This is a genomic window from Synechococcus sp. MIT S9451, from assembly GCF_047304725.1.
In the GTDB taxonomy this organism is placed as follows: domain Bacteria; phylum Cyanobacteriota; class Cyanobacteriia; order PCC-6307; family Cyanobiaceae; genus Synechococcus_C.
This window is the reverse complement of record NZ_CP138971.1, coordinates 119,959-145,691: the sequence shown is the minus strand read 5'-3', so window position 1 is coordinate 145,691 and position 25,733 is coordinate 119,959. Positions and strand designations below refer to the sequence as shown.

Below are 25,733 nucleotides of genomic sequence, written 5' to 3'. Positions count from 1 at the left end.
TGCGATCTTGCCTGCAGAGCGAAGCCTTGATGGCAAGCCTTTGAATGCGCTTGATGCTCGCAACTGTTGAGTCAACTTATCGTCTCGTGGTCGTCTCGCTGAAACAGACTTGGCAGACAGTGAGAGCTGGGTTGTTTGTTGGAAGGAAGGCCCTCATGATGCATCGACTTGCCTTGCTTAGGAACCTGAGTCTTCTACATCGGCACCTGAGCCGACGGTGTCATCGAGCGTCTGACCAGGCCTCCACCCTTGTGCCCAGATCTCGCGGCATTTTGCATTTAGGCCATCGCGGTCGAGAGCCCATCCTTTGAGTGCTCGCTCGATGTCTTCCTTGATGTCGGGAGACCCAGGGAAACCGTCATATCGCATCAACAGCCTGGCAGCACTGGTGAGTTGATCCGGTCCTGGTGCACCTTCATGCCCCAGCAAGCTGTCTACAACCTCACGGTCGGTTGCGTAGAGAGGGTGTGTTTGCCCGTTGTCTTCAGTCATGTACCAGAGTGTGGCATTGAAACGATCTGGTTGCCTTGTCAGCGATGGAGGCTGCCGGGCAAGTGTGAATGCGGCCACTGGATCATTGAGCTGGAGGATTCCTTTTTGCTCATAAGAACGATGGGCTTAGTGGTATTGATTTGATTGGCAGAATTGGGCTGCACCTACTGGTTGTGCTTATGCAACACGACCGCTCGGCTAAAGAGCTTTAGTTTGCAGATATGCCATCTTTAATCCTGCTCTCTTTGCCTAAGTGTGTTTGATATGTTAATGAACTAGAGCTTCTTTGGGTCCGTTTTAGCTTTGTAGTCTGAGATGCTTGCTCGCAGTGTTGGCAGCGTGACCAGCATCACAGTTAACTCTGCTTTTTGTCATTAGATCGCTTTGATCTGGCTGTGATGGTGGGTGCATTAAGAGAAAGTATTCTAGCTCCACCTTGAGTGTGGCTTTTTATTTTTTAGATCTGCTCGAGTGGTTGTTATGACATGAAGTTTATGGCTTGTGAGCAAGAAGGCTGGCGGCCGTGACTTTGATCAATGCCTTCTCTCAGGGAAATAGAGACATTGGAGGTATCAACTTTTCCTTTGTGTTTTGAGGACTTCGCTATGACAAGGTACTCACAGGTCTTTCGCCCTCATCCTCGGCATGAGAGATGCGACTACTGGATTTTCACATCTCTCTTCTGTGATGCGCCACGTTTTAATCTGATTTGGACATTTAGTAATTCAGTTCACTTTATTGGACGCAATGATCACGATCATGCTCTTGGCTCTGAGTTCGCTGATCGACTAGAAGGTCATCGTGGTAATGATTGCTTGTCTGGGAGGGGTGGAAATGATATTCTCGATGGAGGCTTAGGTCACGACCGCCTTAGTGGTGGGGATGGAAACGATAGCCTCTGGGGAAGAGATGGAAATGATCTTATTTATGGAGGTAGTGGTTGGGATTTTTTAAGTGGCGGTCGAGGTGATGACACATTGTCTGGAGGTGATGGAGGTGATCGTTTAGAAGGTGGTGAAGGCAACGATTATCTTTTTGGTGACGATGGAGATGATTTGCTTTATGGTGGCTCTGGAGACGATATTATGCACGGCGGCTTAGGAAATGATTTCTTGAGCTCTGTATCAGGTGTGAACCATTTCTGGGGCGGGGAAGGCGATGATGTTTGTATTGGTGGTCATGGAAGTGGTGACACTTATTGGGTCAGTAGCTATATCTCATCAAGAGTTGATCTCTCATTGCGAACGAGACAAAATACAGGAGAAGGATTTGATCTCTTGCTAAGAATTGATCATGTTGTAGGAGGTGAACATAGGGATCTTCTGTTTGGCAATCAAGGCGAGAATGAAATCCGTGGTCGCCTCGGGGATGACATATTATTCGGCAGGGGAGGAAACGATTTCATTGCTGGCGGATGGGGAGATGATTTGATTTATGGAGAACATGGAGACGACTATATTGATGGAGGTAATGGTCGTGACTATATATCTGGTGGCTTGGGGAACGACAGTATTAATGGAGGTGCTGGTGTTGATACAATTATTTTTGGCTTTGCGCACAATAGGGTCGATCTTGGCAAAACTAGGTCTCGTCAAGATACTGGGGAAGGCTTTGACCATATCATCAACGTTGAAAATGTAGATGGTGGTTCTGGAAATGATGTCCTAACTGGCAATTCGGGAAATAATGTTCTTCGTGGCGGTAGTGGTGTGGATACGCTCTTTGGGGAAGGTGGCAGCGACCAGCTCTATGGTGGATCTGGAGATGATACGCTCTTTGCTGGTTCAACTGCCCCTGAGAATGCCTTAAATAATAATCTATTGTTTGGTGGCAGTGGCAATGATTACCTTGGGGCTGGGCGTAATTCTACTGACTTAATGTGGGGTGGGGCAGGAGCAGATACTTTTCAGCTCAACACTGGAGCGGGTGTGGCTTTGATTCAAGACTTTGCAGATGGACAGGACGTCGTTAGCTTCTTTGGGCTCAACACTGACTCGATTCGGATTGAAAACTTTGGTGGTGATGCTTATATCTATAGTGGCGTTGATCGCCTAGCGGTCGTTACTGGTGCTGCTGGAAGTCTCCAATGGGATGCCTCAACTCTTGTTTGAGCAGAGGCGCTGAACCAATTCCCTTGCCGTTGTAGCTGCTCGCGCCCTCTGCCCACAAATCCATGCACTATTTTGCGACATCTCGGGCATGACCGGCTTTGGTCAATCCTGTGAATCAATTCATGCTTACCCCTGATTCCAGAATGTTCATCAATGCTGCAAGTTGCAAATCATGCTTGGAAGAGCAAGATATTCTCCCGACTACTTAATGATGGTTGGTGATAAATTCTGGCTGGATCAATAAGCCAATATTGTCTGAAGATCTTTCTTCTTGACGCCGTTCGTTGGTCTGAGGCTGAGCTGGTCTGGATTTTCAGGAGCTTTCAAGCAAGCCCTAGTCTTGACCTACGATTAATCAGTTGTTAGGTGCTTGCGCTTCAAGGAATAATCCAGTGCTGATCGGTTGATCAGAAGCTTGGTTAATACAGGTCTCGCTTTGTATTTCTTGGGTCTGTGATGCGTATGTTGCAGTCTGCCTGTCCAGCGGCGGTGTTGTTGAACGTGTCAACGTATTGATTCATTAACTCTGGATCGTTGCTCTGAATTAATGCGGCTTGCAGCTCTGCTAGATCTTCGCCTACGCCATCACGGCTGAGTTGACCCGCCGCCAGGCCTGAGCAGATGGCTTGAGCTGCTGCTTTGCCCTCGCCGGGAAACACTGTGGTTTGGATACGTTCGATCACGACTGTGTTCGCCCCTGCTATCAAGGGTTGAGCTGCCAACAGGCTGAGTGAAGCCCACGCGAGAGCGCGCATAACTTTTGGGAGAGAGTGCTGTTGTAGTGCTAGCTCGTTTCACCAGCTAAGCCCACCTCCAGCCGGCACGGTTGCCACTATCGGCGATCACTCCTAATCAGTTGATCGTCCACATCCCAACTCATTAAGGATTCTCACCATGGAGCGTCGCACAGTTCCAATCGCTGACATCATCCGTCCGCATCAGTCCATCCTTGATGAGGCCAAATTGAAATATCTGATTGAAAGTATCAAAGAGATTGGGCTCGAGGAGCCGATCGATCTATTGGAGATCGATGGTAAGCTCTATGGTTTCAACGGATGCCACCGGTATAATGCTCACAAGCGCCTAGGACTCAAAACCATCGAGGCAAAGGTGCGAATGGTCGACAAAGCAACGCTTCGGCTCCACTTAATGTGAGCTGGATCTTTGGCTTTGGTCCTACCCTTTTGTCTTGTATTTCGGGATCGTGTTAGAAGGTAGGGTGGCAATGCTAGTTAGACTTCTGCAGGCTTTATTCCAAAAAAAATAGGCGAGACACTCCTGTCTCGCCTTAGGTGCTGTGAATGACTTGGAAAGCTAGTATTTTACTAGAAACTCTTATTCCAGTTTGGCGGATCTTTGAATCAGATCAGGTCAGCAACTGCTAGTGACTTCGTCAAAATCATTCGTCGAAGACCTTGCACATTGGTGATCCGGGATGAGTATCACAGATGTCGTCAATTAACTTGTCTCTGTGGCGACTCTCTGGATTGTTTAAGGCTGCATCATGTTTTGGGTCGAACTCTTCGGGTGAATGCTTTTCGTTAGCACTGAATGGTAATTTGTACTCATCATGCTTGTAATTGATTTCAGCCATAGTTCAATGCTCTCGGCGAAACGATTCAACGACTTATTGATCCTAGATAGTTCGACCAGTATCCGTGCTTTCTTTGGCAATTTTTCCAATTCCTCCAGGCTTCGTGTTGAATTCAGCGTCTGTTGTGCTCAGAAGCTCGCTCGTCCACTTGTCTGTACTGGGGCCTAGCCAGCGCCGCGATCCCTGATTCGCGCTCTGGGCAAGGGTCGTGGCGGGGCTGGCACGCTGGCCACGCCTTTGATGCCACGCACAGAAATCGATCCGTGCCCGCTCAAAGCACCATCAGCCTGAAGCGCTGTGAGCCCAGCCACTGACTGGTGTTTGCGCTGTTGTGAGCAAGCTCACAGCACTGCTTGAGTCAGATCAGCAGGTCAGCTGGTGATTCCGGAGATGGTGAATGCATCGGAGGGAGCGATCCCACCTCACGCATCACCCCCATCAGAGCAATGACCATGATCAAAACCATCGCCGCCGCTGCTGCCTCCCTCGCCGCTGGTGCCACCTTGATGACCGTTGCAGGCCCTGCAGCACAAGCCAATCCCTACAACACCTTTGGCCGTGCCGGCGGCTGTGATTCAGTCGCCCTTGGTGGTCGTGGACCTAATGGTGGTGGATTCATCGCTGGCCGTGACTGCGGAGACCACCGCGACTGGGCCTCACGGGAAGCACGCCGCAATCGCCAGCACGACACCCAAACCCAACTGATTGGTCTGGGTGGTGGCCTGCTGGGCCAAATCATCAACGGCAGCCAGCAGCGTCAGCAAGCTGCTTCTGTGTCGTCCTCTGAACTGGCTCTGCTCAGGCAGCAGCAAGAGATCGAGCTGCTCAAGATGCAACTGCAGATGCAGCAACAGCCTGGCTACGGCTACCAGACGGTGAACTACGCCCCTGCTCCTCAGGCTCCTGTGTATCACCAGCCTGCTTATGGCTATCAGCAGCAGAGCAGCTACCAGCAGCACTCCGGTTATGTGCAGCGTGTGTACCGCTGAAGGTCAAAGCAACGGATCGCTTTGAAGGCAGCCAAGCTCAACCCCCGCCCCGTTAGGAGCGGGGTTTTTTATTGCCATGGCGCTGACGCATTCGATTGGCACAACCGCAGCCTTGCTTGGTCGCTCCAACAGGATGATCTCGGCCCCTTTGTGGCAGGGAGACTTTTGCTTCTGAGTCTTCGAATCCCGCATGGTGTTGCCTGGCGTTGACTGAATGCGTGATGCATCAAAAGGGGCAGCCAATTGGAATTTTTTTTTATAATAAGAGCCTCAAGGATTCAATCGCCACGATGCTGATCAGGAAGCGGTAAACCCATTGATTGGCGTTTTGGCTCATCGCCAGTTTGGCGCCTACGAAGGAGCCGGCGATGCTGCCGATCACCATCGGGATGCCGACTTGCCATTCAATCTTGCCGCTTCTGGCAAAGATCAAGAAGGTGCAAAGACTGAAGAGAAAGACCATGCCTGTTTTGACTGGCACGGCCTGCCGTAGGCTGATCCCGCCTGCTAGCACCAAGCTCAGCAGCAGGAAAATGGCGGCGTCCACGATGATTAGGCCCGCCCAGAATCCACAAAAGGCGGTTAAGAGCCATAGAGAGAATGATGCCTGAAAGCTAGCTTTCTGCCCATCATCTGGTCTCCCTTTCAGTAGCTGTTGCGGACGTATTAGTAGAAAGGCTAGGGCACCTAAGACGGAAATACGAATCAGCAGAAGGCTGATCGACGTATTCATCGTTGTTGCGATTTCTGCGCCCAGTAGACTAAAGGGAAGAAAAACGATCGACAGTTGCAAGACTGATTGCCAGGGAATCAGCTTGGCTCGCTCAAATGACCACAATGCTGTCGTGCTGCCGAGAAGAATTGGCAGGCGTGCGGTCGCATTGGCGATATCAGCCGGCAGGCCCATCGCGAGTAATGCGGGAAGCATCACTGCAGATCCACCGGAGGCGACCGCATTGAAAAATCCGCAGATGGCCCCTAAGCCAAGTCCGAATGCGATTAGGGGGAGATCAATGCTCATGGCGTTCTCAGGCCTTGCTGTTGTATTGCATCGATCACAGGGAGGTGCCGCGTCTGTGCTGTCTCCAGCTTGCTACCAGTCTCATCACCTGCCATCTCAGCTTGCTGGCTTTCTTAGCCTTGTTTGGCGACTGAACAGCACCTCATCAATGGCCTGGACGTGAGAAAATAGGTATAACTTCGCTTCTCACTCCCCAGTTAGAAGTCCTCATTGCCTGGTGGATCGTTGTTTTTGGCTTGAAGGGTGATGTGGCTATTGCAGTCGATCGCATGCAACTCAAACGTGAGAAGACGAGTGTTCAGATGGTTCGCGGCGCTTTCTCTGGTTGGTGGTGCCACTCCTCTCAATGCAGCTGTTCTCGAGTTGCAGTGCTCGGATCGTGTTGCCTTTACGGCGGCTTTCAGGCATGGGGGCTTGGTTGAGAGTCCCAGGCCAAGATTCGAGGCAACCAAGCGCCAAATCACAATCGACACCCGAGCACTGGCAGGGTCACATGATGGTGAAGGGATGGTTGTTTTACAGTTGCTTCCCCATCTGTTCACTCTGATGAGGGGAGATCTGAATCCCTCTGGGACCAGTCTTTTGATCACTCTCGACACTGATCGCTTTTCATTTACGAGCAGTCTTGTTCAGAGCCATCAAGTGGGCCGTGTGCCCTGGCTGACGATTGCGGAGTCACAGGGGAGTTGTGTGCCGATGACGCATCATCGAAGAGGCTAAATAGGATTCATATTGTTGTTTGTCATTGGTTTCAAGTGTTGAAATAAGTATTGAAGGGCTTTCTCCTTTGTTGTGCATGCAATCCCTCTCATTGGCTGGTGATTCGAAGGCCCTGGCTCTGCGTTGTTTTACGTTTTCTCGTTGTGCTAGGAAGAGCATGAAACCCAGCCTATTGCGAGGTTTCATGCTCAATCCTTCTACCATTCACTCATCGGGAATACGTTGGTTGCAATTAGCCTGGAAGAGCAGTTGCTTGGGCGAGAATCCTTCAATAGTGCTGTTTTCTTGGCTGTTGCTGCACGTTTGATTCCCTTGCTCGGAAAGCGGCTTGCTCCAACATCAGGCTCGCTGATGAAGCCTGCAAGATTTGTTTTTTTGCCTCCACAGGCAGTGGAGAGTTGATGAAGGCTCAGTTCGTTGTTGATCATTGGTTTGAAATGTTGAAATGAGGGCTGAAGGGTTTTCCCCCCAACATGCTCACGATGCCCTCAATCAGTTGACGACTCGATGACTTGACTCAGCGTTGATTTTGAGCTTGGTCACAATGTCGAGAAGGGCATGGGAAGCGGCTCTGTTGGCTGCTGTTCACGTGCTGCCTCATGGTTCCCTCGCTGTCTTGTCTCTACTGAGTGTGATTCCGTCAGTGCAAGGGTGGTTTGCGGCACAGTCGTCTTCACGTGCATTAACGCCAATAGACATAGCGAAACTGTGGCCAAGTTTGTTGTTGATGGCTCCAACATCCATCTGCTGATGCTCTCACCTGCTTATTCCCCGAACTGTTCCAGTTTCTGATCAGGGCTTTACCAGACCCTCACAAAGTCGGCGGAGATGGTGCAGGTCTCTCTATCGATCGCTCAACGCAACAACTCACGCCAATGAGCCCCGCTCGTGGCGGGGCTTTGCCTGGCACGATTGCTTTAGTGCAAAACACCTGGGCCAGGATCTTCAGTGCCAGGCTCTTGGTGAACGCCAGTGTTCTTTGCAATGAACTTAAAGATTTTGACGGCTTCATCGGCATAGTCGCCAAACGTGTGCTCTCCGTCGCCGTTGCCAAAGGTTTTTTCGATCCATTTTCCGATCTTTTTTTCGGCTTTTTTGCCGCCTCCGCTGATGGTGGAGAGTGTGGCGAGGTCGAGTTCTTGATCTGTGATCTCGTTGATGAGTGCAGTGGATTGAGCCATGGTTTTGTGTGTTGTGTGAGTTAGACGCGGAGGCGTCTCCCTCCGACTCACACACCATCGCCGTGATCAACAACCACCTCATTGATCGAGCTCAACTGTGGCTGTGATCTTGCTCACAGGGCTTTCACCCCTTACGCAGGCAATGCGTACAGTCTGAAAAGATCCCCCATTTGGGGGATGTGTAAGCAGGGGTGGCTGGGAGATGGTGTGTTGACGGAGCGAGAGGCTCACAACTCACGGCTAAGCCATGCATCTACGCGCATCTAACGCATCTCTCCAAATGAGAATGAGGAGAATCACAAATTTTGGGTTGCAAGGCTTTCGGGCCCTTGGTGATGCTGGTTCTATGACTTCCCAGCAAACCAGCGCCAACCAGCGTCTGCTCTATTTTGATCAGATCAAGGCGTTAATGATCGCGCTAGTCATTTTCGTCCATGTTTTACTGGCAGGTTCGTTCAGCTGGAGCGGAGTGCACATTCCCAGCGGAGGATCTGCTGATCCGCTATTTGAAGTTGCAGTCGGTTGGTGCATATTTTTCTGCCAAACATTCTTCATGTATATGTTGTTTCTGCTCTCGGGCTACTTCGTTCCGCGTTCGTTACATAAAAAAGGTATTGCGCATTACCTGAAAGATCGCCTCTTCCGAATTGGTATTCCCTTCTTGGTTGGTGTGCTGTTGATCAACAACGCCTCGCTGCTCTTAGGAAGGCTCTCCCCGGCCAGTCCTTTAGCTGAATTGCCGTGGAATGACATGCCTTTTAACCGTGTAGGGGTGCTGTGGTTTCTGGTCGTTCTGTTCGTGTTCGATTTGCTCTATTGCGCCTGGGTTGCGCTGCGAGGAGATCGATTCTTTGTCGACACCTCTGTTCCCACACCCCAGCTGCGCTCTTGGCTCATCAGTGCCGTCGTCCTCGCGATCCTTGAGGTCCTGATGGCGACACGGTCCGACCTCTGGGCTGCTTTGAGACGTTCACAGTTCGATGGCCTTGGTTTCCAAGGCATGCATATTTTCACCTATGCCTTTTTGTTTTTTCTGGGGTGCAAGGCATCATTTCATCGCTGGCTGGAACGACTTAACACCCATTTGGTTGTGCGCTGGTTCCGCTTCTCCTGCGCATTGGCTCTTGGCGTTCTTGCAATCTTGCTAGTGCTGACCTTCAACGGCACTGTGTCATCCGATTTTGGCAAGCTCTCACTTTTGGAGGCTTTCCTGTTCCCCTTCATCGGTTGGGGCGTGATCGCCTATCTGTTGCTGTGGTTCCAGCGCAATGAAAATCGCTGCGGGCAGTGGTTGGCTACCGCTGGAGTCGACAGCTTCGGGGCCTATATTATCCATCCACTGGTGCTTGTTGTGGTGCTAGAGGCCATTGGTTTTATCGGACTCAATCATTGGCTGATTGCACTAGCTGCGTCAGCTCTTGGAATCACGATCTCGTTCGGAATCAGTCATCAGCTCAGGCGGATTCCACCTGTTGCTCGGATCATCTAGTTCATGAATCACCTGCTTTCAGCGCATCATCTGCTGCGCCTGCTTCAGCGTTGTTGTGGGCGTTCAGTGTCGTGATCCATCTCTTGGGAGCACATTCACCAGCCCCGCCATGAGCGGGGCATTGCGTGCACACAGCGTGGAACACGCAGATCAGCTGCCGCTGCTCGCTCTGGTCCCGAAGCGGACTTGTTGGTGATTTCGAACGGATGCAGCGGGTTCGATGGAGCTCCGTCCGTTCTTGGCGGCATGCGAGCGATGTGCCGTTGTTGCGTGCCTGGGCAGTGTCGGTTGAAAACATTCCGTGAACTGATGAGCCCATCGATCGGTCTTGCAAAGACTTGAAACCGAGGTTCAGCTATTGCGCCATGCTCGCTCGCAAAACACGTCACCTCGCATGTCTACTCGGCATGGGTCTGTTGGTGTGTGCCATCAGCCCTGCCAGTGCCTGCACCAGTTTCATGCTGCAAGGTAATGACGGCGGCAGGGTGTATGGCCGCACCATGGAGTGGGGGCAACCGCTCAACAGTGAGGCGTTGCTGATTCAACGCGGCACATCGTTAGTAGGAGCGGGGCCATCGGGGGAGGCAGGCACCGGTTTGGCTTGGACCAGTCGCTATGCCGTGGTCGGCCTGAATGCTGTTGGCGTTGATGACATCGTCGTTGATGGCATGAACGAACGCGGTCTGGCTGGCGGACTGCTGTATTTCGCCGGTTATGCCCAGTTTCAAGAAGTTCCTGATGGCCAACAGGATCGATCCATCGCTAGTTGGCAGTTACTCACGTATGTGTTGAGCAACTTCGAGTCGATCGCCGAGGTGAAGCAGGCGCTTCCCAACATCCTGGTGAACGGATCGGTTCTCAAAGCCTTCGGCGGCCCGGTGCCGATTCACATGACTCTGCACGACAGCTCAGGCCAGAGCCTGTCGGTGGAATACATCAACGGTGAACTCAATATGCTCGATAACCCAACGGGGGTTTACACCAACAACCCTCCCTTGCCGTATCACCTGGCTGCTGCTGGTAACTACGCCAACCTCAGTGCCAATCCTCCTGCTGTGATGCGCATCAATGGCCTGACGTTGCCGCCTGCAAGTTCAGGTGTTGGCTTGCAGGGCTTGCCTGGTGATTTTTTGTCGACATCGCGTTTCATTCGAGCACTGATCTTCAGTCACAATGCGCCGACCGATTTGAGCTCAGCCCAGCAAGTGGGCACGGCGTTTCATCTGCTTGGCCAGTTTGATTTGCCGCTTGGAAGCATCGTCCTTCCTCCTGGTGGAGCGTTTGGTGGTGGGAGCTCCAAACCCAGCTATGAGATCACCGAATGGACCGTGGTCGCTGATCAGAAGAACGGCACCTACTCGATCAAAACATTTGAGAATCCCGATCTACGCCAAATGCGTTTCGCCGATCTACCACTCTCAGGAGGCGAGATCAAGGTGATGCCTTTGACGCAACAACAATCGATCACCGAACTGCGTTGATGATGAGGCATCGGCTTTGGTGCGTTCGATGCAGAGGACGATCTGAGCACTCATTGACTGTGAGTCCGGTTCGACTGAAAAGCCTGGACCGTCTACCAGTGCCAGCAGCTTGAGCACCTATGAAAAAGCCGCAGCATTGCGTTGGCATACCTGAGACAGCTACCAGTAAGGCATCATGCTTTTGATCAATGGATTGGATCGTCCGCCCTATCCGAGCCGTGTTCTTTGCTGACGAGCAGGCGTTCAACTGGATTCAGAAAAAACTGGGTCTGTCGAACTATCAGATGGCCTGCCTTGTGTGGGTGAAAGGTCTCATCATTGGCCTGTTGCTGGGCTGGTGGCTGCTCTGAAGGTGCTACTCAACGCAGCCTTTCGTCTGCGCGTAAGCACTGGCTGATGGTGACGCTGCCCACCCAGTAGGAGACCAGACTGCTACTGGGTGGTGGTCAGCCTGTGGTGCGAAGGATGCTCAGGCACAACGCAATTGAAGCCTGGGAGACCATGCAGAAGGCAAGTTGGCAGCGATGTCAGCCCAGGTGGTGACTGGATTCTGAGCCCATCACCAGGCTTTCACCAGAAGCTGCCTATACAACCACCACAACCAGGCACTGGGGTTCACCAGAAGGGCTGTGATCTTGAAGGAGTCGAGGGGGCAACACCCCCACACATCACTCACTCAACTCACTTAAAACCATGACTGAACTCAACACTGACTACAACAACACTGAACTGCTCGATCAAGAGCTGAGCTTCGATGAACTGCAAGAAGTTAATGGGGGCGTAGCTCCACTTGTATTTGGAGTTTTGGGAATTATCCAAGGAATTGCGGGAATTACATATCAAGCCACTAAAAGGAATTGAACTGTTGGAAAGTAACTGATACTGACTAATGCCAGATCAGCATCAAGCCCCGCCACGAGCGGGGTTTTTTGTTGTTTGCATGCATTGTCATCCCAGGCTTTGACTGGGTTCTGAGCCTTTCACCAGAGCTTCACCAGAACTTGCCTCCATCCACACCACAACCAGGCACTGGGTCTCACCAGAAGAGCTGTGATCTTGAAGGAGTCGAGGGGGCAACACCCCACACATCACTCACTCAACTCACTTCCAAAACCATGACTGCTTTTAACACTGACTACACCAACACTGAACTGCTCGATCAAGAGCTGAGCTTCGATGAACTGCAAGAAGTTAATGGGGGCGCATTCGGCCTTATTGCGCTTGCAGTTGCCCAAGGAATTGCGGCAATTACATATCAAGCCACTAAAGGGAATTGAACTGTTGGAAAGTAACTGATACTGACTAATGCCAGATCAGCATCAAGCCCCGCCACGAGCGGGGTTTTTTGTTGTCTGCATGCGTTGTCATCCCAGGCTTTGACTGGGTTCTGAACCTTTCACCAGAGCTTCACCAGAACCTGCCTGCTTCCCCACCACATCCAGGCACTGGGGTTCACCAATAGAGCTGTGATCTTGAAGGAGTCGAGGGGGCAACAACCCCACACATCACTCACTCAACTCACTTTCAAAACCATGACTGCTTTCAACACTGACCACACCAACACTGAACTGCTCGATCAAGAGCTGACTGACGACCAACTGGAGGCTGTCGCAGGCGGTGCCTTTTGGATGATTCCGGCAGTTCTTCCGATTGTTGTTGAAGTTATTAGGCAAAACAATAAGCTGTGAATTGATTTGCAGGTCAACCACTAAGCCCCGCCAAGAGCGGGGTTTTTTATTGGCTGTGGTGTTTGCACTTCAGTCCCTTGCTGGGATCTGAGCCTTTCACCAGAGCTTCACCAGAACCTTTCAGGAGTATGACCAGAGCAGTGCAGCGTGGTTCACCAGAAGGGCTGTGATCTTGAAGGAGTCGAGGGGGCAACACCCCCACACATCACTCACTCAACTCACTTTTAAAACCATGACTGATTTCAGCACTGACTACAACAACACCGAACTGCTCGATCAAGAGCTGACTGACGACCAACTGGAGGCTGTCGCAGGCGGCGGTGGCCCCGGAATTCTGGTTGTTCCGATCCTGCAGGCTGTTATCAGCCTGCTCTGAGGACTGAGCAGCGCTATGGTCCGCCGCTGATTCTCGGACCTGCTTGATCCATCAAAGATATGTCGCCAAAGCTGACCTCAATCATGCGATGCGCCGAGTATCTGGTTGGTTGAAGACAAGCTTGCAAGCAACAAAAAGCCCCGCCACGAGCGGGGTTTTTTGTTGGCTGTGGTATCTGCACTTCAGTCTCTTACTGGTATCTGAGCCCATCACCAGGCTTTCACCAGAAGCTGCCTATACAACCACCACAACCAGGCACTGGGGTTCACCAGAAGGGCTGTGATCTTGAAGGAGTCGAGGGGGCAACACCCCACACATCACTCACTCAACTCACTTTCAAAACCATGACTGCTTTCAACACTGACTACCAAAACACTGAGCTACTCGATCAAGAGCTGACTGACGACCAACTGGAACTCGTCGCAGGTGGCAATGATGTCGTCCGATTTGGTTATGAAGTCGCCCGATCTGGATCTCCCGCCATCCGAATCGGCGAATGGATTGCCGGTGGTCGCTACCCATGGCAATGATCCCTGCGCAGTCAATCGCCTCACTCGCAACTTGATCACAAGCCCCGCCACGAGCGGGGCTTGTGATCGCCCGCCAAGGTGGTGAATTCTCCTGTGACCAAGATCACAGTCACCGTTGAGACAGGTCATCGAGACAGACGGTGAACCCGGAGATGGTGTGTTTATCGGCGGGAAAGAGTCCCACCGCAGCCATCACTCGACGTTCTCACCATGACTTACAAACAGATCCTTGCCGCTTCCTCGATTGCTCTGCTGGGAACAGCGTCCGCTTTTGCGCTGACGGCTCCAGCCCACGCCTTGGATGGATGTGGGCCCCGCGGTCGCTTTTCTCAGAGCCAGCAACGGTGTGTTCGCAGAAGTGATGTTTTGAGAAGCCCTCAGCGGCAATGGGCTGCTGACAGAGCTTGCGGCTATCGATACCGCTTCTCAGCTCGGCGAAACCGGTGTGTCTTCAGGGGGGATATGAGATCTGTGGGTGTCCATCCCATACCCCGTCGCGGCTGGGTGGCTCCAGTGCGTTTGATTCGTTACCGACAGCCAGGCCTGAGCCTTAACTTCTCCTTTTAAGAGCGCATAAGGCCATTTTCATTATCCCCGCTCGTCAGAGCGGGGTTTGTATTGGGCTGTTACGACGTGCGGCTTCGTGGTGATCACGCTTGCTGGTTCAGCTCTCTGCAAGTGAATGCGATGGCTATTGAAGCAATGCTTGGCCATCGACTCATTCATTCGGTGATGGTGGTGAAATTCATTGCAAATTTGCTTGCTTGACCTGGACCTGAATGACCGCCCCCACAGAAAAAAGTGTGTCTGCTTCTCGGATGCTATTCACCTGATCGTGTTCAATCGCGTCAGTTTCACAAGCCCATTGGCGACAGAAAGAACGCTTTTGTCGCCCCCACCCGTTTGTGTCATAACCGTGACTAGCAGGGCCCTTAGTATCACCAAGAACCCTTGCTGTCACTAACGCCCCCTGATGGATTCGAACCATCGACCGACTGCTTAGAAGGCAGTATGTCCTGGTGTCTAGACCCATCGCAGTGACTGGGTTTTGCTGGGTGGCAGTTGATCGGTTAGAGCCAGGATTAGAGCCAACGTGAACAACCCTGATCAAGCAGATCTAAATCCAGTGAGAGCAGCTGCCTGGGGCGCGTCTGGTTGGAGATGTGCGGCGTGAGTCATGGCCTTAAAAGCGGCCTGATTTGATCTCTGCAGCTTCCGATCCTCAGGGCGAAAATGAGGGTCGGTTGCCTGGCTCGGATGCTGCTGACTCTCGACGTTCTGCTTGAGGCCGCCAATGCGGTGAACGACGAGATCGTAACTCACATCAACTGCCTGCAGCAGCATGAGCTGACGCCTGAGGATCGGACCCACATTCAGCAAAACCTGGCTTTCGGCGTTGCACTTGGCCTGCAGGTGATCGGGATGCACCAGCTACATCTGTCTTTCAAGCTCGACGAGTTGGCCGTGGAGATGGCCGACGCTTGAATTGCCAAGGCATCGATGAAATTCATCGGCCCCGCCAATTGCGGGTTTTTCTATTGCAGCGGGGAATGCTTTGAGCAGTTGCATCAAACCGATGCACCTTCAAACCTTGACCACGGTGACGTTGCTCACCGAACTCCTGCTGGCGCTGAGAGCAAACAACCCTGACGGCTTCAAGCATCTGCTGAATCTGTGCCTGCAGGAACTGGGTCCGGATGCCGTTGATGAGCTAACGCGGGACTTCCTGGTGCCACTGCTCAGCGAAGCAGAGGCTGACCGAAAGGTGGCTTGGTACTGGGGTTTGAGCCTCTAAATACCAGTTATTGCAAAGCTTCTGAAATCATGTGAGCAACATCACAGGCACCTTTTACGCAGGTCAATAACTGGACCGCTGAATCCGGAGATGGTGTGTGTGTCGGAGGGAGGCATCCCCGCGACACAAAACACACACCACAAAGAGCAATGACTTTCAGTTTTTACTCAAAATTCAACAAAAGCTTCACAAAAAAAGCAGCAAAATTCACGAATTTTTCCAGTAAATTGACGAAAGGCGTGAGTATCAATAAAACGAAAGAGCTTGAATTCGATGCCAGCAAAATCCACTTGGATTTAAATAAGAATATCCAAGTGGGGATGACTTTAGATCATAGCAATATTGGCACGACAGAGATCAAAGATAAATTCGACGGATATGATAAAAATGATAGAAATTCAAAGCTTATGGGATATATCGGGAAGTTTAAGAATAGCAGGGGGCATGAAGGCCATGAAGAAGAAGATTTAGCAGACGCTGCCGTTGGGGGATTTTGCGCAGGTGCATCGTGGCAAGCTGCTAGAAACCCCGCATCTGCAACATTTGGAGCTGTTATAGCTGGCTTTTGCGGTGGTTACTTTGTCGGAAGTGTTATTCGAGATGCGTTTACACCTGAGCCCGTAGAACGGGGGGCTGGCGGCGCTCAAAACGACGAAACCACAACTCCAGCAAGTGAGCCAGTAAACAACCCAGAAAATGATCCTACTAATGAGCCGAAAGAAGACAACAAAGACGAAGAACCAAATGAATCTAGGACTGAAGATGGTTCAGATGAAGAGCCAAATGAATGCTTGCCTGAAGATGGCCCAGAGGGAGAAGCCGCTACACAGTCAGATAACCCTATTGACGAAGGACAAGGTGGAAATGATGAAGAAGCGGGTTCGTCTTTTGGTGATACCGATAGCGACATTAACTGGGGTCCAGATGGACAACATTCTGGCGATGACGACTCATCTAATAATGGACCCATTGATCAGCTTGATCCGATCACAAACTGGGGGCCTGATGGAAAGGATGGCGAAGCTCAATCTACAATGAGTCTAGGGATTGGTGTCCTTGATCCATGCACTAACTGGGGTGATTCACAATCTGATGTTTATGTGATATCAGATTTCTCTGGCATTTTAGGCGACATCGATCCGACTCATAATGACTCTGGCAACGATGTATCAAATCTGGTGGAATCAATGACAGCTGTAGTTAGTGATTTCTTTTGATTCATAACCGCCGGGGAGCCTGATGCTCAATAAGTAGATGAAAGCCATAAAAAACCTGATAGGGAAAAGCAGGGCAGGATGTGTGGTTCCTGATGTACCCCCCCCCCGGCGGACAAATCACACCAATCACCCCCCGCCAAATGCGGGGTTTTTGCTGTCTGGCTACCCGCGTCAATGCGGATCACCAGGTCAGCGGGACCGAGCAGCTCAGCCTGATGGTGGGCTCACCGTTTGGCCTTGGGGTGTCGATTGGGTGGGACCGGTGTTAGTGGCGCATAGGAATGGGGTCGCTGACCCGAACTCTGTGCAGTTGCGTACACCCCAGCTAGTGCGGGTCCCTTGAACCAAACCCCTTTGTGACTCAGCGTTGGGGGGTAGGGGTAGGGCTTCCTAGGTAGTGAGGTTGTCTGAGGCAGATCCATCTCTGAGCGACCCCCTATGCCGCCTGCCGCCAAACGAACCGCTTGGTAGGGGGGAGGGTGGATGGCCTGGCCGGGTGTCACCAACCTCCAAGGATTGCGGCCGGTCGAAGTTGTTTGCTCAGCAGCAAAGTGACGCTCACCTCAACCGTTGCGGTGACTTGGGTTTTGGTGACGCCCCCTGATGGATTCGAACCATCGACCGACTGCTTAGAAGGCAGTTGCTCTATCCAGCTGAGCTAAGGGAGCATGGCGCCATATTGACAGTAGGGAGAGGGGTGGCGCCGCCTAGGATTGGTCTCTGCGTAGACCATGGAATGGCCCCGAGCCGGCTTAACGACAGCCAGAAGCAAGAGCTTGTCGAGCGTTATTGCGCCGGGGAAGCCAGTTCTGCATTGGCTACGGCTTTCGCTTGCAGCGTCAACACCGTCAGTCGCACGGTTCGTAATTTGCTGCCTCCAGAGCAATACGACGCCCTCAAGACGGCCCGAGCCAAAGGGATGGTGGCTGCGGTGGCTGCCCCTGCAGCGGCTGCTGAGCCATCCCCCCAAGCCGTGGTGGCGGCTACGGAGAAGGATGCGTCCGCTGAGTCCCCTGCGGTGTCCAGTGTCAGTGAGCCTGAAGAGGGTTCTCGACCTGATCAGACTGATGCTGCTGAGGACGCGGTTCAATCCCTCGCGCTCGATGATGCTGATGATTTCAGCGTGGATGACGAGGAGGACAGCCTTGGCGAGGAGGACGATCCCGCCAATCAGTTCCATGAAGTGGCCATCCTCACTGGTGTGACGCACCATGACAGCCACGAACCCGTTGCCTGTCAGCCGATCGGCCCAGGGGTTCTGCCTGACAGTGTTTACATGCTCGTTGACAAAGTGGTGGAGTTGGATCCTCGCCCCCTCGCTGACTTCCCTGAATTGGGGACTCTCGGCTCGGCTGAGCAGGATCGTCAGGCCCTCTGCCTTTACTCCAGCCCACGCATGGCTAAGCGTCAGTGCGGACGCAATCAACGCGTGATCCGTGTGCCGGACACCAGTGTGTTCACGCGCACCAGCCGTTATCTGTTGGCTCGTGGAATCACCCGTCTCGTGATGGAAGGATCCTTGATCGCTCTCGACAGCTGAACCTGCCCCTGCTTGGCATCGCCTTCGCAAGCCGATCAGATGCGATCACTGTTGCTTCTCAGGAAGCAGGATTGCAGCCAGACTCCCGCCACTCAGTACACCTAGTACGGCGCTGACGCCCACAATGAATCCTGTTGGCAAGGGTGCTGTGCGACCAATTCCTAGCGCAATCGCGCGGCGCTCGTTCAGGTTCTGAGCTCCGAGACAAAGCACCAGCAGCAATAAGCCGGCTCCGCCGCAGCTGAGCAGAAACAGACGCAGGCGCTGAAGCATGGAACCACTAGGTCTGCATTCAGTCTGAGTCCTGCCCGTCTGTCGTGCTTCCCTCGGTGTGCAGGAGGGCGTAAAGCTCCCGCTTCGCTCGACCACTGCTTTGGGCTAGTTGTTTTGCTGCTGCATTGGCACTGAGCCCCTGGTGGATCAACTTGTTCAGCTCCTCCAGCCAATGCTGATCATCGTGCTCAATGGCTGCTGGCTCCTGAGCCCCACCCAGAACGAGGGTGAATTCCCCCTGAGGTTTGTGGCTGCTGAAGTGAGTGAGGGCAGCCGCAATCGTTGGCCCAACCTGCTCTTCGTGCCGTTTCGTCAGTTCGCGAGCCACCTGGAGGGGACGCTCGCCGCCGCAGTGATCGCTCAGTTCTTCGATCAGCTTGAGCAAACGGTGAGGTGCTTCGTAGAGCACGGTGGTGCGTGAATCAGCCGCAATCGCCTTCAAGCGTTCACGACGGTCTTTCCCCTTGGCTGGTAGGAACCCTTCGAAACAGAAACGACCACTCGGTAGTCCACTGCTCACCAATGCGGTGGTCGCGGCGCAGGGGCCGGGGATGCAGATCACCTGCCGTCCTGCTTCGCGGGCTGCGGCCACCAACTCTTCTCCAGGATCGCTGATGCCCGGGAGGCCGGCGTCACTGATCACGGCCACGCTCTGGTGCTGGGAGAGCAGCTCGAGCAGTTGGGGGATCCGACCACGGGTGTTGTGCTGGTGAAAGCTCAGCCGCTTGCCAACGGCTCCGAGACTGCTGAGCAGTTGGCCGCTGTGGCGGGTGTCTTCGCAGGCGATCACATCGGCTCCGGCCAGCACAGATCGGGCGCGCTCGGACAGGTCTGCTAAATGGCCGATTGGTGTGCCCACCAGATAGAGCACCCCTGGTGCGGGCTCCGCTCCTTGCTTCACAATGACTCAGCCCAGACTTGTCCATGATGCCGAGCGCGCCCACCCTCCCTGCCGGCGTCAGTCAGGAATCCCTCTTGCAGGCACTCCGACCCCTGTGCTGGGGTGCAGCTGACATCCTTCGTGCCTATGCCAGAGGTGAGCAACCTCCCCATGGATTTTCCAAGGCCCTGAGTGTGGACCACGGCGGCGAAGGCCCGGTCTCTGCCGCTGATCTGGCCGTGAACCAGTGGCTCTTGGATGGACTTCAAAGCGCGTTCCCGTCTGCCGGTTGGACCCTTCTCAGCGAGGAGACGGCGAAGGAGCAGCTCACCGAAGGGGTGCCGTTGGCTGCGGAATGGCTATGGATCCTCGACCCCCTCGATGGCACCAAGGATTTTCTTCAGGGCACCGGAGAATATGCGGTGCATCTGGCCCTGGTGCATCAACAGCGACCTGTGGTGGGTGTGGTGTTGCTTCCAGAAGCCGAGGAGCTCTGGTTTGGCGTGGTGGGTGACGGCACTTGGTGCGAAAACCGGGAGGCGGTGCGCTCTGAGGTGCGATTTAGTGATCGCCTCGCGCTCTCTGATCTCACCCTGGTGGCTAGCCGCAGCCACAGGGATCAGCGCCTGGAACAGCTGATTGAGGCACTCCAGCTCGGTGGCTCGAAGGCGGTGGGAAGCGTTGGCTGCAAGGTGGCCACGATCCTGCGCGGTGAAACCGACTTCTATGTGTCTCTCTCTGGGAAAAGTGCCCCCAAGGACTGGGATATGGCGGCTCCAGAGGCCGTGTTGCTCGCCGCCGGAGGTGCGTTTACCCACGCCGATGGTCGTGCATTGCTCTACAACACCGGCGATGTGAGGCAGGCCGGCTGTCTGATCGCCAGCCATGGCAAAGCTCACACCAGTTTGTGCGAGCAATCGGCCGAGGCGATGGCTCTGATTGATCCAGGCTTTCCGGTTTGATGAGCGTTGTGATCGCGCCATCAGCCCATCAAAAATCCCGGAGCTCACAACCAAGAGTTGGAGGTCCGGGATCAAAGAGATCTCAGTGGATCAGGTGAGTGGTGCTACCGGGGTAGGGGCAGGCTCAGGTGCTGCCTCTTCACCGTTCTGAGGCACACCACGCAGGGTGAGGTTGATGCGGCCGCGGTTGTCGATTTCGCGAACGCGCACGGTGACTTCATCGCCAACCTTGACGACGTCTTCCACCTTCTCCACGCGGGCTTCGGAGAGTTGGGAAATGTGGATCATTCCTTCCTTGCCTGGGAGGATTTCCACGAAGGCACCGATCGGGATGATGCGGGTGATCGAGCCGGTGAACACCTCGCCTTCGTTCACCTTGCGGGTAAGCCCTTCAATGATCTTCTGGGCTTCCTCAGCGGCTGCACCATCGTGGGAGGCGATGGTGACGATCCCGCTGTCTTCAATGTCGATCTTGGTGTTGGTGCGCTCAGTGATGCCTTTGATCGTGCGGCCGCCGGGGCCGATCACCGTTCCGATCAGTTCAGGGTCAATTCGGAAGCTGAGCAGGCGCGGGGCATGAGGGGAGAGGCCCTGACGGGGTGTGTCGATCGCCTCCATCATCTTTTCAAGGATGTGTAGGCGGGCAGGACGGGCCTGGTTGACGGCATCGGCCACCGTGTTCACCGCCAGACCGGTCATCTTCATGTCCATCTGGAGGGCCGTGATGCCCTTGTCGGTGCCGGCCACCTTGAAGTCCATATCGCCCAGGAAGTCCTCAATGCCCTGGATGTCGGTGAGAATCCGCACCTCATCACCTTCTTTGATCAGTCCCATGGCAGCACCGCTGACAGGTGACTTCAGAGGGACACCGGCATCCATCAGTGCCAGGGTGCTGCCGCATACGGAGCCCATTGAGGTGGATCCATTCGAGCTCAGCACTTCGCTCACCACTCTCACCACATAGGGGAAGGTGTCTTTGGCCGGGAGCACGGGGATAATGGCTCGCTCAGCCAGGACTCCGTGACCAATCTCGCGGCGACCGGGTGAGCGCATTGGCCGGGTCTCGCCGACTGAGTAGGGGGGGAAGTTGTAGTGGTGGAGGTAGGTCTTCTCTGTATTGGGGTTGAGGTCATCCATCTCCTGGGCATCGCTTGGTGTGCCAAGCGTTGCTGTTGACAGCACCTGGGTGAGACCCCGTTGGAACAGACCGGAGCCATGCACACGTTTGGGCAGGACCCCAGCGGCTGCGCTAATCGGACGCACCTCATCCAGAGCACGGCCGTCAACGCGCTTGCCATCCTTCACGATCTGCTGACGCATCAGCTTCTTGGTGAGGGCCTTGAAGTGATTGGCCAAGGCTTTGCCGTTGGCATTCACTGCTGCGCGCACCGGATCATTCTCTTTCAGCCCTTGGATGGTCTCAGCGGTGGATGTGCGGATGGCGTCGAGTTTGTCGTCGCGCTCGCCCTTGGTCTGTTCGAACTGCTTGAGCACCTCGCCGATGGCCTTGGTGCAGTTCTTTTCCAGGTAGGTGGGCAGGGTGGAATCTTGCTCCGGGGTGGACGGAATGACCTGCTCGATTCCTGCATCCTTGAGGATCGACTGCTGCGCTTTGATCAATTCGCAGACGGCTTCATAGCCGAAGTCGATCGCTTCGATCACGTCCTGTTCAGGAAGCTGGTTGGCGCCGGCTTCCACCATCACGACGCCGTCCGGTGTGCCGGCAACAATCAGATCGAGATCACCGCGCTCGATTTCGCGGTAACTGGGATTGAGCACAAAGTCGTCGCCCAGCAACCCCACGCGCACAGCCGCCATCGGGCCATTGAAGGGAATGCCAGCCATCAGGGTGGCGAGAGAGGCCCCGGTGACTGCAAGCACATCGGCAGGAACCCGTTCATCCAGAGACATGCAGGTGGCGACGACCTGGAGGTCATCACGCAGCCAACTGGGGAACAGTGGCCGCATTGGGCGGTCGATCAGGCGGGAGATCAGCGTGGCTCGCTCAGGAGGCCTGCCCTCCCTCCGCATGAAACTGCCGGGAATGCGTCCGGCGGCGTAGAGGCGCTCTTCGTAGTCACAGATGAGGGGAAGGAAATCGATTCCTTCGCGGCCTGAAGAACGGGTGGCGGTGACCAGAACGGAAGTATCACCGCATTCAATCATGACCGAACCACCGGCCTGGGGGGCATATCGCCCAGTGGTCAGCCGGATCTCCCGACCATCGAAGGAGATCGACTGTGTCTGACCTTTCACGTGTGTTTATGTCTTTCTGTCAACCAACAGTCTCGCACTTGATAGGAACGATTGGCGATGGTTTGGCAAAAAAAAAGGAGGTTGAACAGCACCTCCTCGATCATTTGTTAGAGCAAAGACCTTGCCAATCCGTCATTCCATGACAAGGCGAAGCTGGATGACTCACCAGCTGGACTTGACCACGCCTGGAAGTTCTCCCTTGTGAGCACGTTCGCGTAGCTGGTTGCGGCAGAGGCCGAAGTCGCGATACACACCCCGAGGCTTACCCGTGGCCCAGCAGCGATTCCGCATGCGGGTAGGCGCACTGTTGCGGGGTAGGGCTTGAATCTTGCGGTGGATTTCCAGGCGCTCCATCGGGTCCTTGGATGCGTTGAATGCATCCATCAGGGCTCCGCGCTTGGCCGCATAGCGCTCAACCATTTTTTTCCGCTTGGCATCGCGGGCAATCATCGACTTCTTGGCCATACCGGCTGGCGTTCTATGCGGACGGATCAACCACGATACCTGTTCACTCGCCCTCCCCCTCCTACTGGCCCATCAGCCGCTGAATCAAAGGAAGCTGACTGGTGTCCCGCACGATCAACACCACGCTCAGGCCTAGCAGGAGCAGCAGTCCAGACTGCATCACGGCCATCTGAAAACGATCCGGCAGCGGCCGGCCGCGCACACCCTCGAGCAGCAACAGAACGAGCTGACCGCCATCGAGCAGAGGCAGGGGCAAGGCGTTGAGCACCGCCAGATTGATCGAGATCAGAGCCGTGAAGAGCACCAGGCCTCCTCCGCCCTGGCTGCTGAGCTGGGCACCCATTTCCACGATCTTCACCGGGCCGCTGACTTGCTGCGCGGTCTGGCCGAAGTTGGTGATCAGGCCGCTGTAGCCCACAACGGTGTTCTTGATCAATCCTGCGAACTGGGTGGTTCCATATCCCAACGCCTCGAAGGGGTTCGACGCTGGATGAAGGGCCCCAGTGAGGTTGGCTTGGAGTTGTGCGCCGATCCGGCCCTGGCCATCCCGATCGGCGGGAGTGAGTGTGAGTTGGCGTTCGCTGCTGCCATCACGATGGCTGCTGCTCACGAGCTCGAGGCTTTGGCCGGGTTGCGCCTGGATGTGCTCCACAAGGCTCCGCACTGCCTTTTGGCCGACGCCGAGCGGTTCTCCGTTGAGGCTGAGAATTCGATCGCCTGCCTGAAGGCCTGCTTGGGCTGCGGCTTCACCTGGCTGCACAGCCACCACCATCACCCCCGGCTCCGGAGCAGAGGGAATGCCGGCGAAGGTTGATTGGCCAACCAGGATCACCCAGGCCAGCAGCAGATTGGCCAGCACGCCGGCGCTGATCACCAGCACCTGCTGGCGAATCGGTCGGTTGCGCAGCAGGTCAGGATCATCGTCCGGAATCGTGCTGTTTTCATCATCGTCGGGGAATGACACGAACCCACCGAGTGGCAAAAGGCGCAGTGCATAGGTGACCCCCTTGCGTTCGTGCTTGATCAAGGCTGGTCCGAACCCCACGGAGAAACCGTTGACGCGGATGCCCTGCCCGACGGCGGCCAGGAAATGGCCCGCTTCGTGGATCACCACCAGCAACCCCAGGGCTAGTAGTGCAGCAAGAACGTTCACGCTGTCGTTATCAGGATCGTCATTCTGGCTGGAGACGGTCGGCGCCGAAGTAGGGCGCCAAAGCTTCTGGAAGAAGCACGCTGCCATCGGCTTGTTGGCCGTTTTCCAGTACAGCCGCCATCGTGCGGCCGATGGCCAGGCCACTGCCATTGAGGGTGTGCACCAAGCGTGTGGCCTTGCCCTCTTTGGTGCGGATCGAGGAGCGGCGAGCCTGGAAGTCGCCGCACACACTGCAGCTTGAGATCTCGCGGTAGGCCCCTGCCCCGGCCAGCCAGACCTCCAGGTCGTAGGTGCGCGCAGCGGAGAAGCCGATATCGCCGGTGCAGAGGTCAAGCACCCGATAGGGCAAATCAAGGGCCTGGAGCACCGCTTCGGCATCGGCGGTGATCTGCGCGTGGGCCTGGTCTGATTGATCGGGATGGCTGAACCAATACAACTCCACTTTGTTGAACTGGTGCAGGCGGATCAGCCCACGCGTGTCCCGGCCGTAGCTACCGGCCTCTCGGCGGAAACAGGGGCTGTAGGCCACGTAGCGGACAGGGAGTAGATCAGCCGGAATGATTTCGTCGCGATGGAGCGAGGTCACCGGAACTTCGGCGGTGGGTGTCAGCCAGAGGTCGTCGTCGGCGCAACGGAAGCTTTCTTCGGCGAATTTGGGTAGCTGACCCGATCCCTGCAGGCTGTCGCTATTCACGAGCACCGGCGGCAGCACTTCCTTGTACCCCTTGCTGCAGTGCAGGTCGAGCATGAAATTGATCAGTGCCCGCTCGAGCCTTGCGCCCTGGCCCATCAGGGTGACGAAGCGACTCTGGGCGATCCGCACAGAGCGCTCTGTCTCGAGCAGGCCAAGTCGATCGGCGATCTGCCAATGCTCCTCAAGGCCCTCGGCTTTGCGGGGCTCACCCCAGCGACGCACTTCCTTGTTATCGGCTTCGCTCCGTCCCTCGGGACAGTCAACAGACGGCAGGTTCGGGAAGCTCAGGAGTTGCTCGCGCAGCTTTGAGGACAGCTGTTTCTCCTCCTCCTCGAGTACGGCAACCTGCTGCTTGATGGTGTTGCCCCTGTGGCGCAACTCGGCGACTTCACTGCCCTTCGGGTCAGCACCACCTTTGATCTTCAAGCCAACCTGTTTACCAACAGTGTTGCCTTCTGCTTGAAGGGAGCTTCGTCGTTCCTCGAGATCACGTTGCTGGTTGGCGATCAACTGCAGGCCGGTGAGGTCGACATCCAACCCTCTGCGCCCAAGTTGTTGGGCAATGAAATCGGGGTTGTCACGCACCAGGCGCTGATCAAGCACGGCGGTTTGGATCGCGGCGCCGGCAGCCTAGGCGCTGGTGCTTAGAGCACCTGGCCAATCATCACGGCTGCGACGGCGGAGAACAGCGTGATTCCTAGGGCTGTGAGGGGGTTCTGGCCCTGAGCGACTGCGACGGTGGTAATCACACCGGCACCGAGACATGCGACAGCCAATTGGGTGGTGAGATCGCTGAATCGGTTCACGCCTGCTCCCTTTGTATTGA

General features: G+C 54.7%; 29 protein-coding genes and 1 tRNA gene. 17 read left to right on the top strand and 13 right to left on the bottom strand.

Annotation, left to right across the window (positions count from 1 at the left end):
• Window positions 1-177: 177 nt before the first annotated feature.
• Window positions 178-492 (bottom strand): DUF3288 family protein, encoded by a 315-nt coding sequence (locus SIB72_RS00885; RefSeq protein ID WP_413745146.1) that lies wholly within the window; start codon window positions 490-492, stop codon window positions 178-180.
• A 536-nt stretch (window positions 493-1,028) separates the two neighbouring features.
• Between SIB72_RS00885 and SIB72_RS00880 the strand changes: the two genes are divergently transcribed.
• Window positions 1,029-2,603, top strand: a complete 1,575-nt coding sequence (locus tag SIB72_RS00880) for a calcium-binding protein (protein WP_413744315.1) — start codon at window positions 1,029-1,031, stop codon at window positions 2,601-2,603.
• A 419-nt stretch (window positions 2,604-3,022) separates the two neighbouring features.
• On the opposite strand, the gene SIB72_RS00875 is transcribed toward SIB72_RS00880, so the two are convergent.
• Entirely contained in the window at window positions 3,023-3,286 is a 264-nt protein-coding gene (locus tag SIB72_RS00875; protein WP_413744314.1) for a DNA ligase, read from the bottom strand.
• A 211-nt stretch (window positions 3,287-3,497) separates the two neighbouring features.
• On the opposite strand from SIB72_RS00875, the gene SIB72_RS00870 reads away from it, so the two are divergent.
• Window positions 3,498-3,758 carry a sulfiredoxin gene (locus tag SIB72_RS00870; protein ID WP_115121144.1) on the top strand — a complete coding sequence of 87 codons (261 nt, stop codon included), beginning with the start codon at window positions 3,498-3,500 and terminating at the stop codon, window positions 3,756-3,758.
• 885 nt (window positions 3,759-4,643) lie between these two features.
• Window positions 4,644-5,186 (top strand): hypothetical protein, encoded by a 543-nt coding sequence (locus SIB72_RS00865; protein ID WP_413744313.1) that lies wholly within the window; start codon window positions 4,644-4,646, stop codon window positions 5,184-5,186.
• A gap of 256 nt (window positions 5,187-5,442) precedes the next feature.
• On the opposite strand, the gene SIB72_RS00860 is transcribed toward SIB72_RS00865, so the two are convergent.
• The 3 genes from SIB72_RS00860 to SIB72_RS00850 all read right to left on the bottom strand — a co-directional run bounded on the left by SIB72_RS00860 (window position 5,443) and on the right by SIB72_RS00850 (window position 8,108).
• A complete protein-coding gene (locus tag SIB72_RS00860; protein WP_413744312.1) occupies window positions 5,443-6,207 on the bottom strand; it encodes a sulfite exporter TauE/SafE family protein in 765 nt (254 codons plus the stop codon).
• A 917-nt stretch (window positions 6,208-7,124) separates the two neighbouring features.
• Entirely contained in the window at window positions 7,125-7,355 is a 231-nt protein-coding gene (locus SIB72_RS00855; RefSeq protein WP_115119104.1) for a hypothetical protein, read from the bottom strand.
• 489 nt (window positions 7,356-7,844) lie between these two features.
• Window positions 7,845-8,108 carry a hypothetical protein gene (locus tag SIB72_RS00850; protein WP_413744311.1) on the bottom strand — a complete coding sequence of 88 codons (264 nt, stop codon included), beginning with the start codon at window positions 8,106-8,108 and terminating at the stop codon, window positions 7,845-7,847.
• 346 nt (window positions 8,109-8,454) lie between these two features.
• On the opposite strand from SIB72_RS00850, the gene SIB72_RS00845 reads away from it, so the two are divergent.
• From SIB72_RS00845 to SIB72_RS00790, 12 genes are all read left to right on the top strand, one after another.
• Window positions 8,455-9,597 (top strand): acyltransferase family protein, encoded by a 1,143-nt coding sequence (locus tag SIB72_RS00845; RefSeq protein WP_413744310.1) that lies wholly within the window; start codon window positions 8,455-8,457, stop codon window positions 9,595-9,597.
• A gap of 365 nt (window positions 9,598-9,962) precedes the next feature.
• On the top strand, window positions 9,963-11,078 hold the full coding sequence (locus tag SIB72_RS00840; RefSeq protein ID WP_413744309.1) for a choloylglycine hydrolase family protein: 1,116 nt from the start codon (window positions 9,963-9,965) through the stop codon (window positions 11,076-11,078).
• A gap of 188 nt (window positions 11,079-11,266) precedes the next feature.
• Entirely contained in the window at window positions 11,267-11,428 is a 162-nt protein-coding gene (locus tag SIB72_RS00835; RefSeq protein WP_413744308.1) for a hypothetical protein, read from the top strand.
• 115 nt (window positions 11,429-11,543) lie between these two features.
• Window positions 11,544-11,621 (top strand): hypothetical protein, encoded by a 78-nt coding sequence (locus SIB72_RS00830; protein WP_413745145.1) that lies wholly within the window; start codon window positions 11,544-11,546, stop codon window positions 11,619-11,621.
• Window positions 11,622-11,771: 150 nt separating this feature from the next.
• On the top strand, window positions 11,772-11,939 hold the full coding sequence (locus SIB72_RS00825; protein ID WP_413744307.1) for a class IIb bacteriocin, lactobin A/cerein 7B family: 168 nt from the start codon (window positions 11,772-11,774) through the stop codon (window positions 11,937-11,939).
• Between the two features lie 254 nt (window positions 11,940-12,193).
• The gene (locus SIB72_RS00820; protein WP_413744306.1) at window positions 12,194-12,355 is read left to right on the top strand and encodes a hypothetical protein; all 162 of its coding nucleotides are present in this window, start codon (window positions 12,194-12,196) and stop codon (window positions 12,353-12,355) included.
• Between the two features lie 255 nt (window positions 12,356-12,610).
• Window positions 12,611-12,766, top strand: coding sequence for a hypothetical protein (locus SIB72_RS00815; RefSeq protein WP_413744305.1), 156 nt, complete (start codon window positions 12,611-12,613; stop codon window positions 12,764-12,766).
• A 232-nt stretch (window positions 12,767-12,998) separates the two neighbouring features.
• Window positions 12,999-13,142, top strand: coding sequence for a hypothetical protein (locus SIB72_RS00810; RefSeq protein ID WP_413744304.1), 144 nt, complete (start codon window positions 12,999-13,001; stop codon window positions 13,140-13,142).
• Window positions 13,143-13,486: 344 nt separating this feature from the next.
• Window positions 13,487-13,672: a hypothetical protein gene (locus SIB72_RS00805; protein ID WP_413744303.1), complete on the top strand. Its 186-nt coding sequence runs from the start codon at window positions 13,487-13,489 to the stop codon at window positions 13,670-13,672.
• A gap of 1,257 nt (window positions 13,673-14,929) precedes the next feature.
• Entirely contained in the window at window positions 14,930-15,157 is a 228-nt protein-coding gene (locus SIB72_RS00800) for a hypothetical protein (protein WP_413744302.1), read from the top strand.
• Between the two features lie 91 nt (window positions 15,158-15,248).
• On the top strand, window positions 15,249-15,467 hold the full coding sequence (locus tag SIB72_RS00795; RefSeq protein ID WP_413744301.1) for a hypothetical protein: 219 nt from the start codon (window positions 15,249-15,251) through the stop codon (window positions 15,465-15,467).
• Window positions 15,468-15,616: 149 nt separating this feature from the next.
• On the top strand, window positions 15,617-16,684 hold the full coding sequence (locus SIB72_RS00790; RefSeq protein ID WP_413744300.1) for a hypothetical protein: 1,068 nt from the start codon (window positions 15,617-15,619) through the stop codon (window positions 16,682-16,684).
• 594 nt (window positions 16,685-17,278) lie between these two features.
• Here SIB72_RS00790 and SIB72_RS00785 read toward each other — a convergent pair.
• A tRNA-Arg gene (locus tag SIB72_RS00785) sits at window positions 17,279-17,352 on the bottom strand.
• 68 nt (window positions 17,353-17,420) lie between these two features.
• Here SIB72_RS00785 and SIB72_RS00780 point away from each other — a divergent pair.
• Complete coding sequence (locus SIB72_RS00780) at window positions 17,421-18,224, top strand: helix-turn-helix domain-containing protein (RefSeq protein ID WP_413744299.1); 804 nt, start codon at window positions 17,421-17,423, stop codon at window positions 18,222-18,224.
• Window positions 18,225-18,269: 45 nt separating this feature from the next.
• Here SIB72_RS00780 and SIB72_RS00775 read toward each other — a convergent pair whose 3' ends face one another.
• Together SIB72_RS00775 and rsmI are read right to left on the bottom strand one after the other, a co-directional pair.
• Window positions 18,270-18,497: a hypothetical protein gene (locus SIB72_RS00775; protein ID WP_413744298.1), complete on the bottom strand. Its 228-nt coding sequence runs from the start codon at window positions 18,495-18,497 to the stop codon at window positions 18,270-18,272.
• Between the two features lie 19 nt (window positions 18,498-18,516).
• Window positions 18,517-19,398 carry a 16S rRNA (cytidine(1402)-2'-O)-methyltransferase gene (gene rsmI / locus SIB72_RS00770; RefSeq protein WP_413744297.1) on the bottom strand — a complete coding sequence of 294 codons (882 nt, stop codon included), beginning with the start codon at window positions 19,396-19,398 and terminating at the stop codon, window positions 18,517-18,519.
• Between the two features lie 23 nt (window positions 19,399-19,421).
• On the opposite strand from rsmI, the gene SIB72_RS00765 reads away from it, so the two are divergent.
• Window positions 19,422-20,339 (top strand): 3'(2'),5'-bisphosphate nucleotidase CysQ, encoded by a 918-nt coding sequence (locus tag SIB72_RS00765; protein WP_115119071.1) that lies wholly within the window; start codon window positions 19,422-19,424, stop codon window positions 20,337-20,339.
• Between the two features lie 90 nt (window positions 20,340-20,429).
• On the opposite strand, the gene SIB72_RS00760 is transcribed toward SIB72_RS00765, so the two are convergent.
• The 5 genes from SIB72_RS00760 to SIB72_RS00740 all read right to left on the bottom strand — a co-directional run bounded on the left by SIB72_RS00760 (window position 20,430) and on the right by SIB72_RS00740 (window position 25,713).
• Complete coding sequence (locus SIB72_RS00760; RefSeq protein ID WP_413744296.1) at window positions 20,430-22,595, bottom strand: polyribonucleotide nucleotidyltransferase; 2,166 nt, start codon at window positions 22,593-22,595, stop codon at window positions 20,430-20,432.
• Window positions 22,596-22,757: 162 nt separating this feature from the next.
• Entirely contained in the window at window positions 22,758-23,060 is a 303-nt protein-coding gene (rpsN, locus tag SIB72_RS00755; RefSeq protein WP_115018462.1) for a 30S ribosomal protein S14, read from the bottom strand.
• A 61-nt stretch (window positions 23,061-23,121) separates the two neighbouring features.
• Window positions 23,122-24,213: an RIP metalloprotease RseP gene (gene rseP, locus SIB72_RS00750; protein ID WP_413744295.1), complete on the bottom strand. Its 1,092-nt coding sequence runs from the start codon at window positions 24,211-24,213 to the stop codon at window positions 23,122-23,124.
• 19 nt (window positions 24,214-24,232) lie between these two features.
• The gene (gene serS, locus SIB72_RS00745) at window positions 24,233-25,510 is read right to left on the bottom strand and encodes a serine--tRNA ligase (RefSeq protein ID WP_413744294.1); all 1,278 of its coding nucleotides are present in this window, start codon (window positions 25,508-25,510) and stop codon (window positions 24,233-24,235) included.
• Between the two features lie 41 nt (window positions 25,511-25,551).
• Complete coding sequence (locus tag SIB72_RS00740; protein ID WP_170953791.1) at window positions 25,552-25,713, bottom strand: hypothetical protein; 162 nt, start codon at window positions 25,711-25,713, stop codon at window positions 25,552-25,554.
• Window positions 25,714-25,733 lie beyond the last annotated feature (20 nt).

Excerpts from the sequence above, each read along its gene's own strand:
- SIB72_RS00845 (WP_413744310.1), top strand. The coding sequence starts at position 8,455 with ATGACTTCCCAGCAAACCAGCGCCAACCAGCGTCTGCTCTATTTTGAT.
- SIB72_RS00775 (WP_413744298.1), bottom strand. The coding sequence starts at position 18,497 with ATGCTTCAGCGCCTGCGTCTGTTTCTGCTCAGCTGCGGCGGAGCCGGC.
- SIB72_RS00805 (WP_413744303.1), top strand. The coding sequence starts at position 13,487 with ATGACTGCTTTCAACACTGACTACCAAAACACTGAGCTACTCGATCAA.
- SIB72_RS00840 (WP_413744309.1), top strand. The coding sequence starts at position 9,963 with ATGCTCGCTCGCAAAACACGTCACCTCGCATGTCTACTCGGCATGGGT.
- SIB72_RS00870 (WP_115121144.1), top strand. The coding sequence starts at position 3,498 with ATGGAGCGTCGCACAGTTCCAATCGCTGACATCATCCGTCCGCATCAG.
- SIB72_RS00855 (WP_115119104.1), bottom strand. The coding sequence starts at position 7,355 with ATGATCAACAACGAACTGAGCCTTCATCAACTCTCCACTGCCTGTGGA.
- SIB72_RS00820 (WP_413744306.1), top strand. The coding sequence starts at position 12,194 with ATGACTGCTTTTAACACTGACTACACCAACACTGAACTGCTCGATCAA.
- rpsN (WP_115018462.1), bottom strand. The coding sequence starts at position 23,060 with ATGGCCAAGAAGTCGATGATTGCCCGCGATGCCAAGCGGAAAAAAATG.
- SIB72_RS00885 (WP_413745146.1), bottom strand. The coding sequence starts at position 492 with ATGACTGAAGACAACGGGCAAACACACCCTCTCTACGCAACCGACCGT.
- SIB72_RS00795 (WP_413744301.1), top strand. The coding sequence starts at position 15,249 with ATGCACCTTCAAACCTTGACCACGGTGACGTTGCTCACCGAACTCCTG.
- SIB72_RS00865 (WP_413744313.1), top strand. The coding sequence starts at position 4,644 with ATGACCATGATCAAAACCATCGCCGCCGCTGCTGCCTCCCTCGCCGCT.
- SIB72_RS00790 (WP_413744300.1), top strand. The coding sequence starts at position 15,617 with ATGACTTTCAGTTTTTACTCAAAATTCAACAAAAGCTTCACAAAAAAA.
- SIB72_RS00800 (WP_413744302.1), top strand. The coding sequence starts at position 14,930 with ATGCTGCTGACTCTCGACGTTCTGCTTGAGGCCGCCAATGCGGTGAAC.
- SIB72_RS00815 (WP_413744305.1), top strand. The coding sequence starts at position 12,611 with ATGACTGCTTTCAACACTGACCACACCAACACTGAACTGCTCGATCAA.
- SIB72_RS00830 (WP_413745145.1), top strand. The coding sequence starts at position 11,544 with ATGCTCAGGCACAACGCAATTGAAGCCTGGGAGACCATGCAGAAGGCA.
- SIB72_RS00835 (WP_413744308.1), top strand. The coding sequence starts at position 11,267 with ATGGATTGGATCGTCCGCCCTATCCGAGCCGTGTTCTTTGCTGACGAG.
- SIB72_RS00765 (WP_115119071.1), top strand. The coding sequence starts at position 19,422 with ATGATGCCGAGCGCGCCCACCCTCCCTGCCGGCGTCAGTCAGGAATCC.
- SIB72_RS00780 (WP_413744299.1), top strand. The coding sequence starts at position 17,421 with ATGGCCCCGAGCCGGCTTAACGACAGCCAGAAGCAAGAGCTTGTCGAG.
- SIB72_RS00880 (WP_413744315.1), top strand. The coding sequence starts at position 1,029 with ATGCCTTCTCTCAGGGAAATAGAGACATTGGAGGTATCAACTTTTCCT.
- SIB72_RS00860 (WP_413744312.1), bottom strand. The coding sequence starts at position 6,207 with ATGAGCATTGATCTCCCCCTAATCGCATTCGGACTTGGCTTAGGGGCC.
- SIB72_RS00850 (WP_413744311.1), bottom strand. The coding sequence starts at position 8,108 with ATGGCTCAATCCACTGCACTCATCAACGAGATCACAGATCAAGAACTC.
- SIB72_RS00825 (WP_413744307.1), top strand. The coding sequence starts at position 11,772 with ATGACTGAACTCAACACTGACTACAACAACACTGAACTGCTCGATCAA.
- SIB72_RS00810 (WP_413744304.1), top strand. The coding sequence starts at position 12,999 with ATGACTGATTTCAGCACTGACTACAACAACACCGAACTGCTCGATCAA.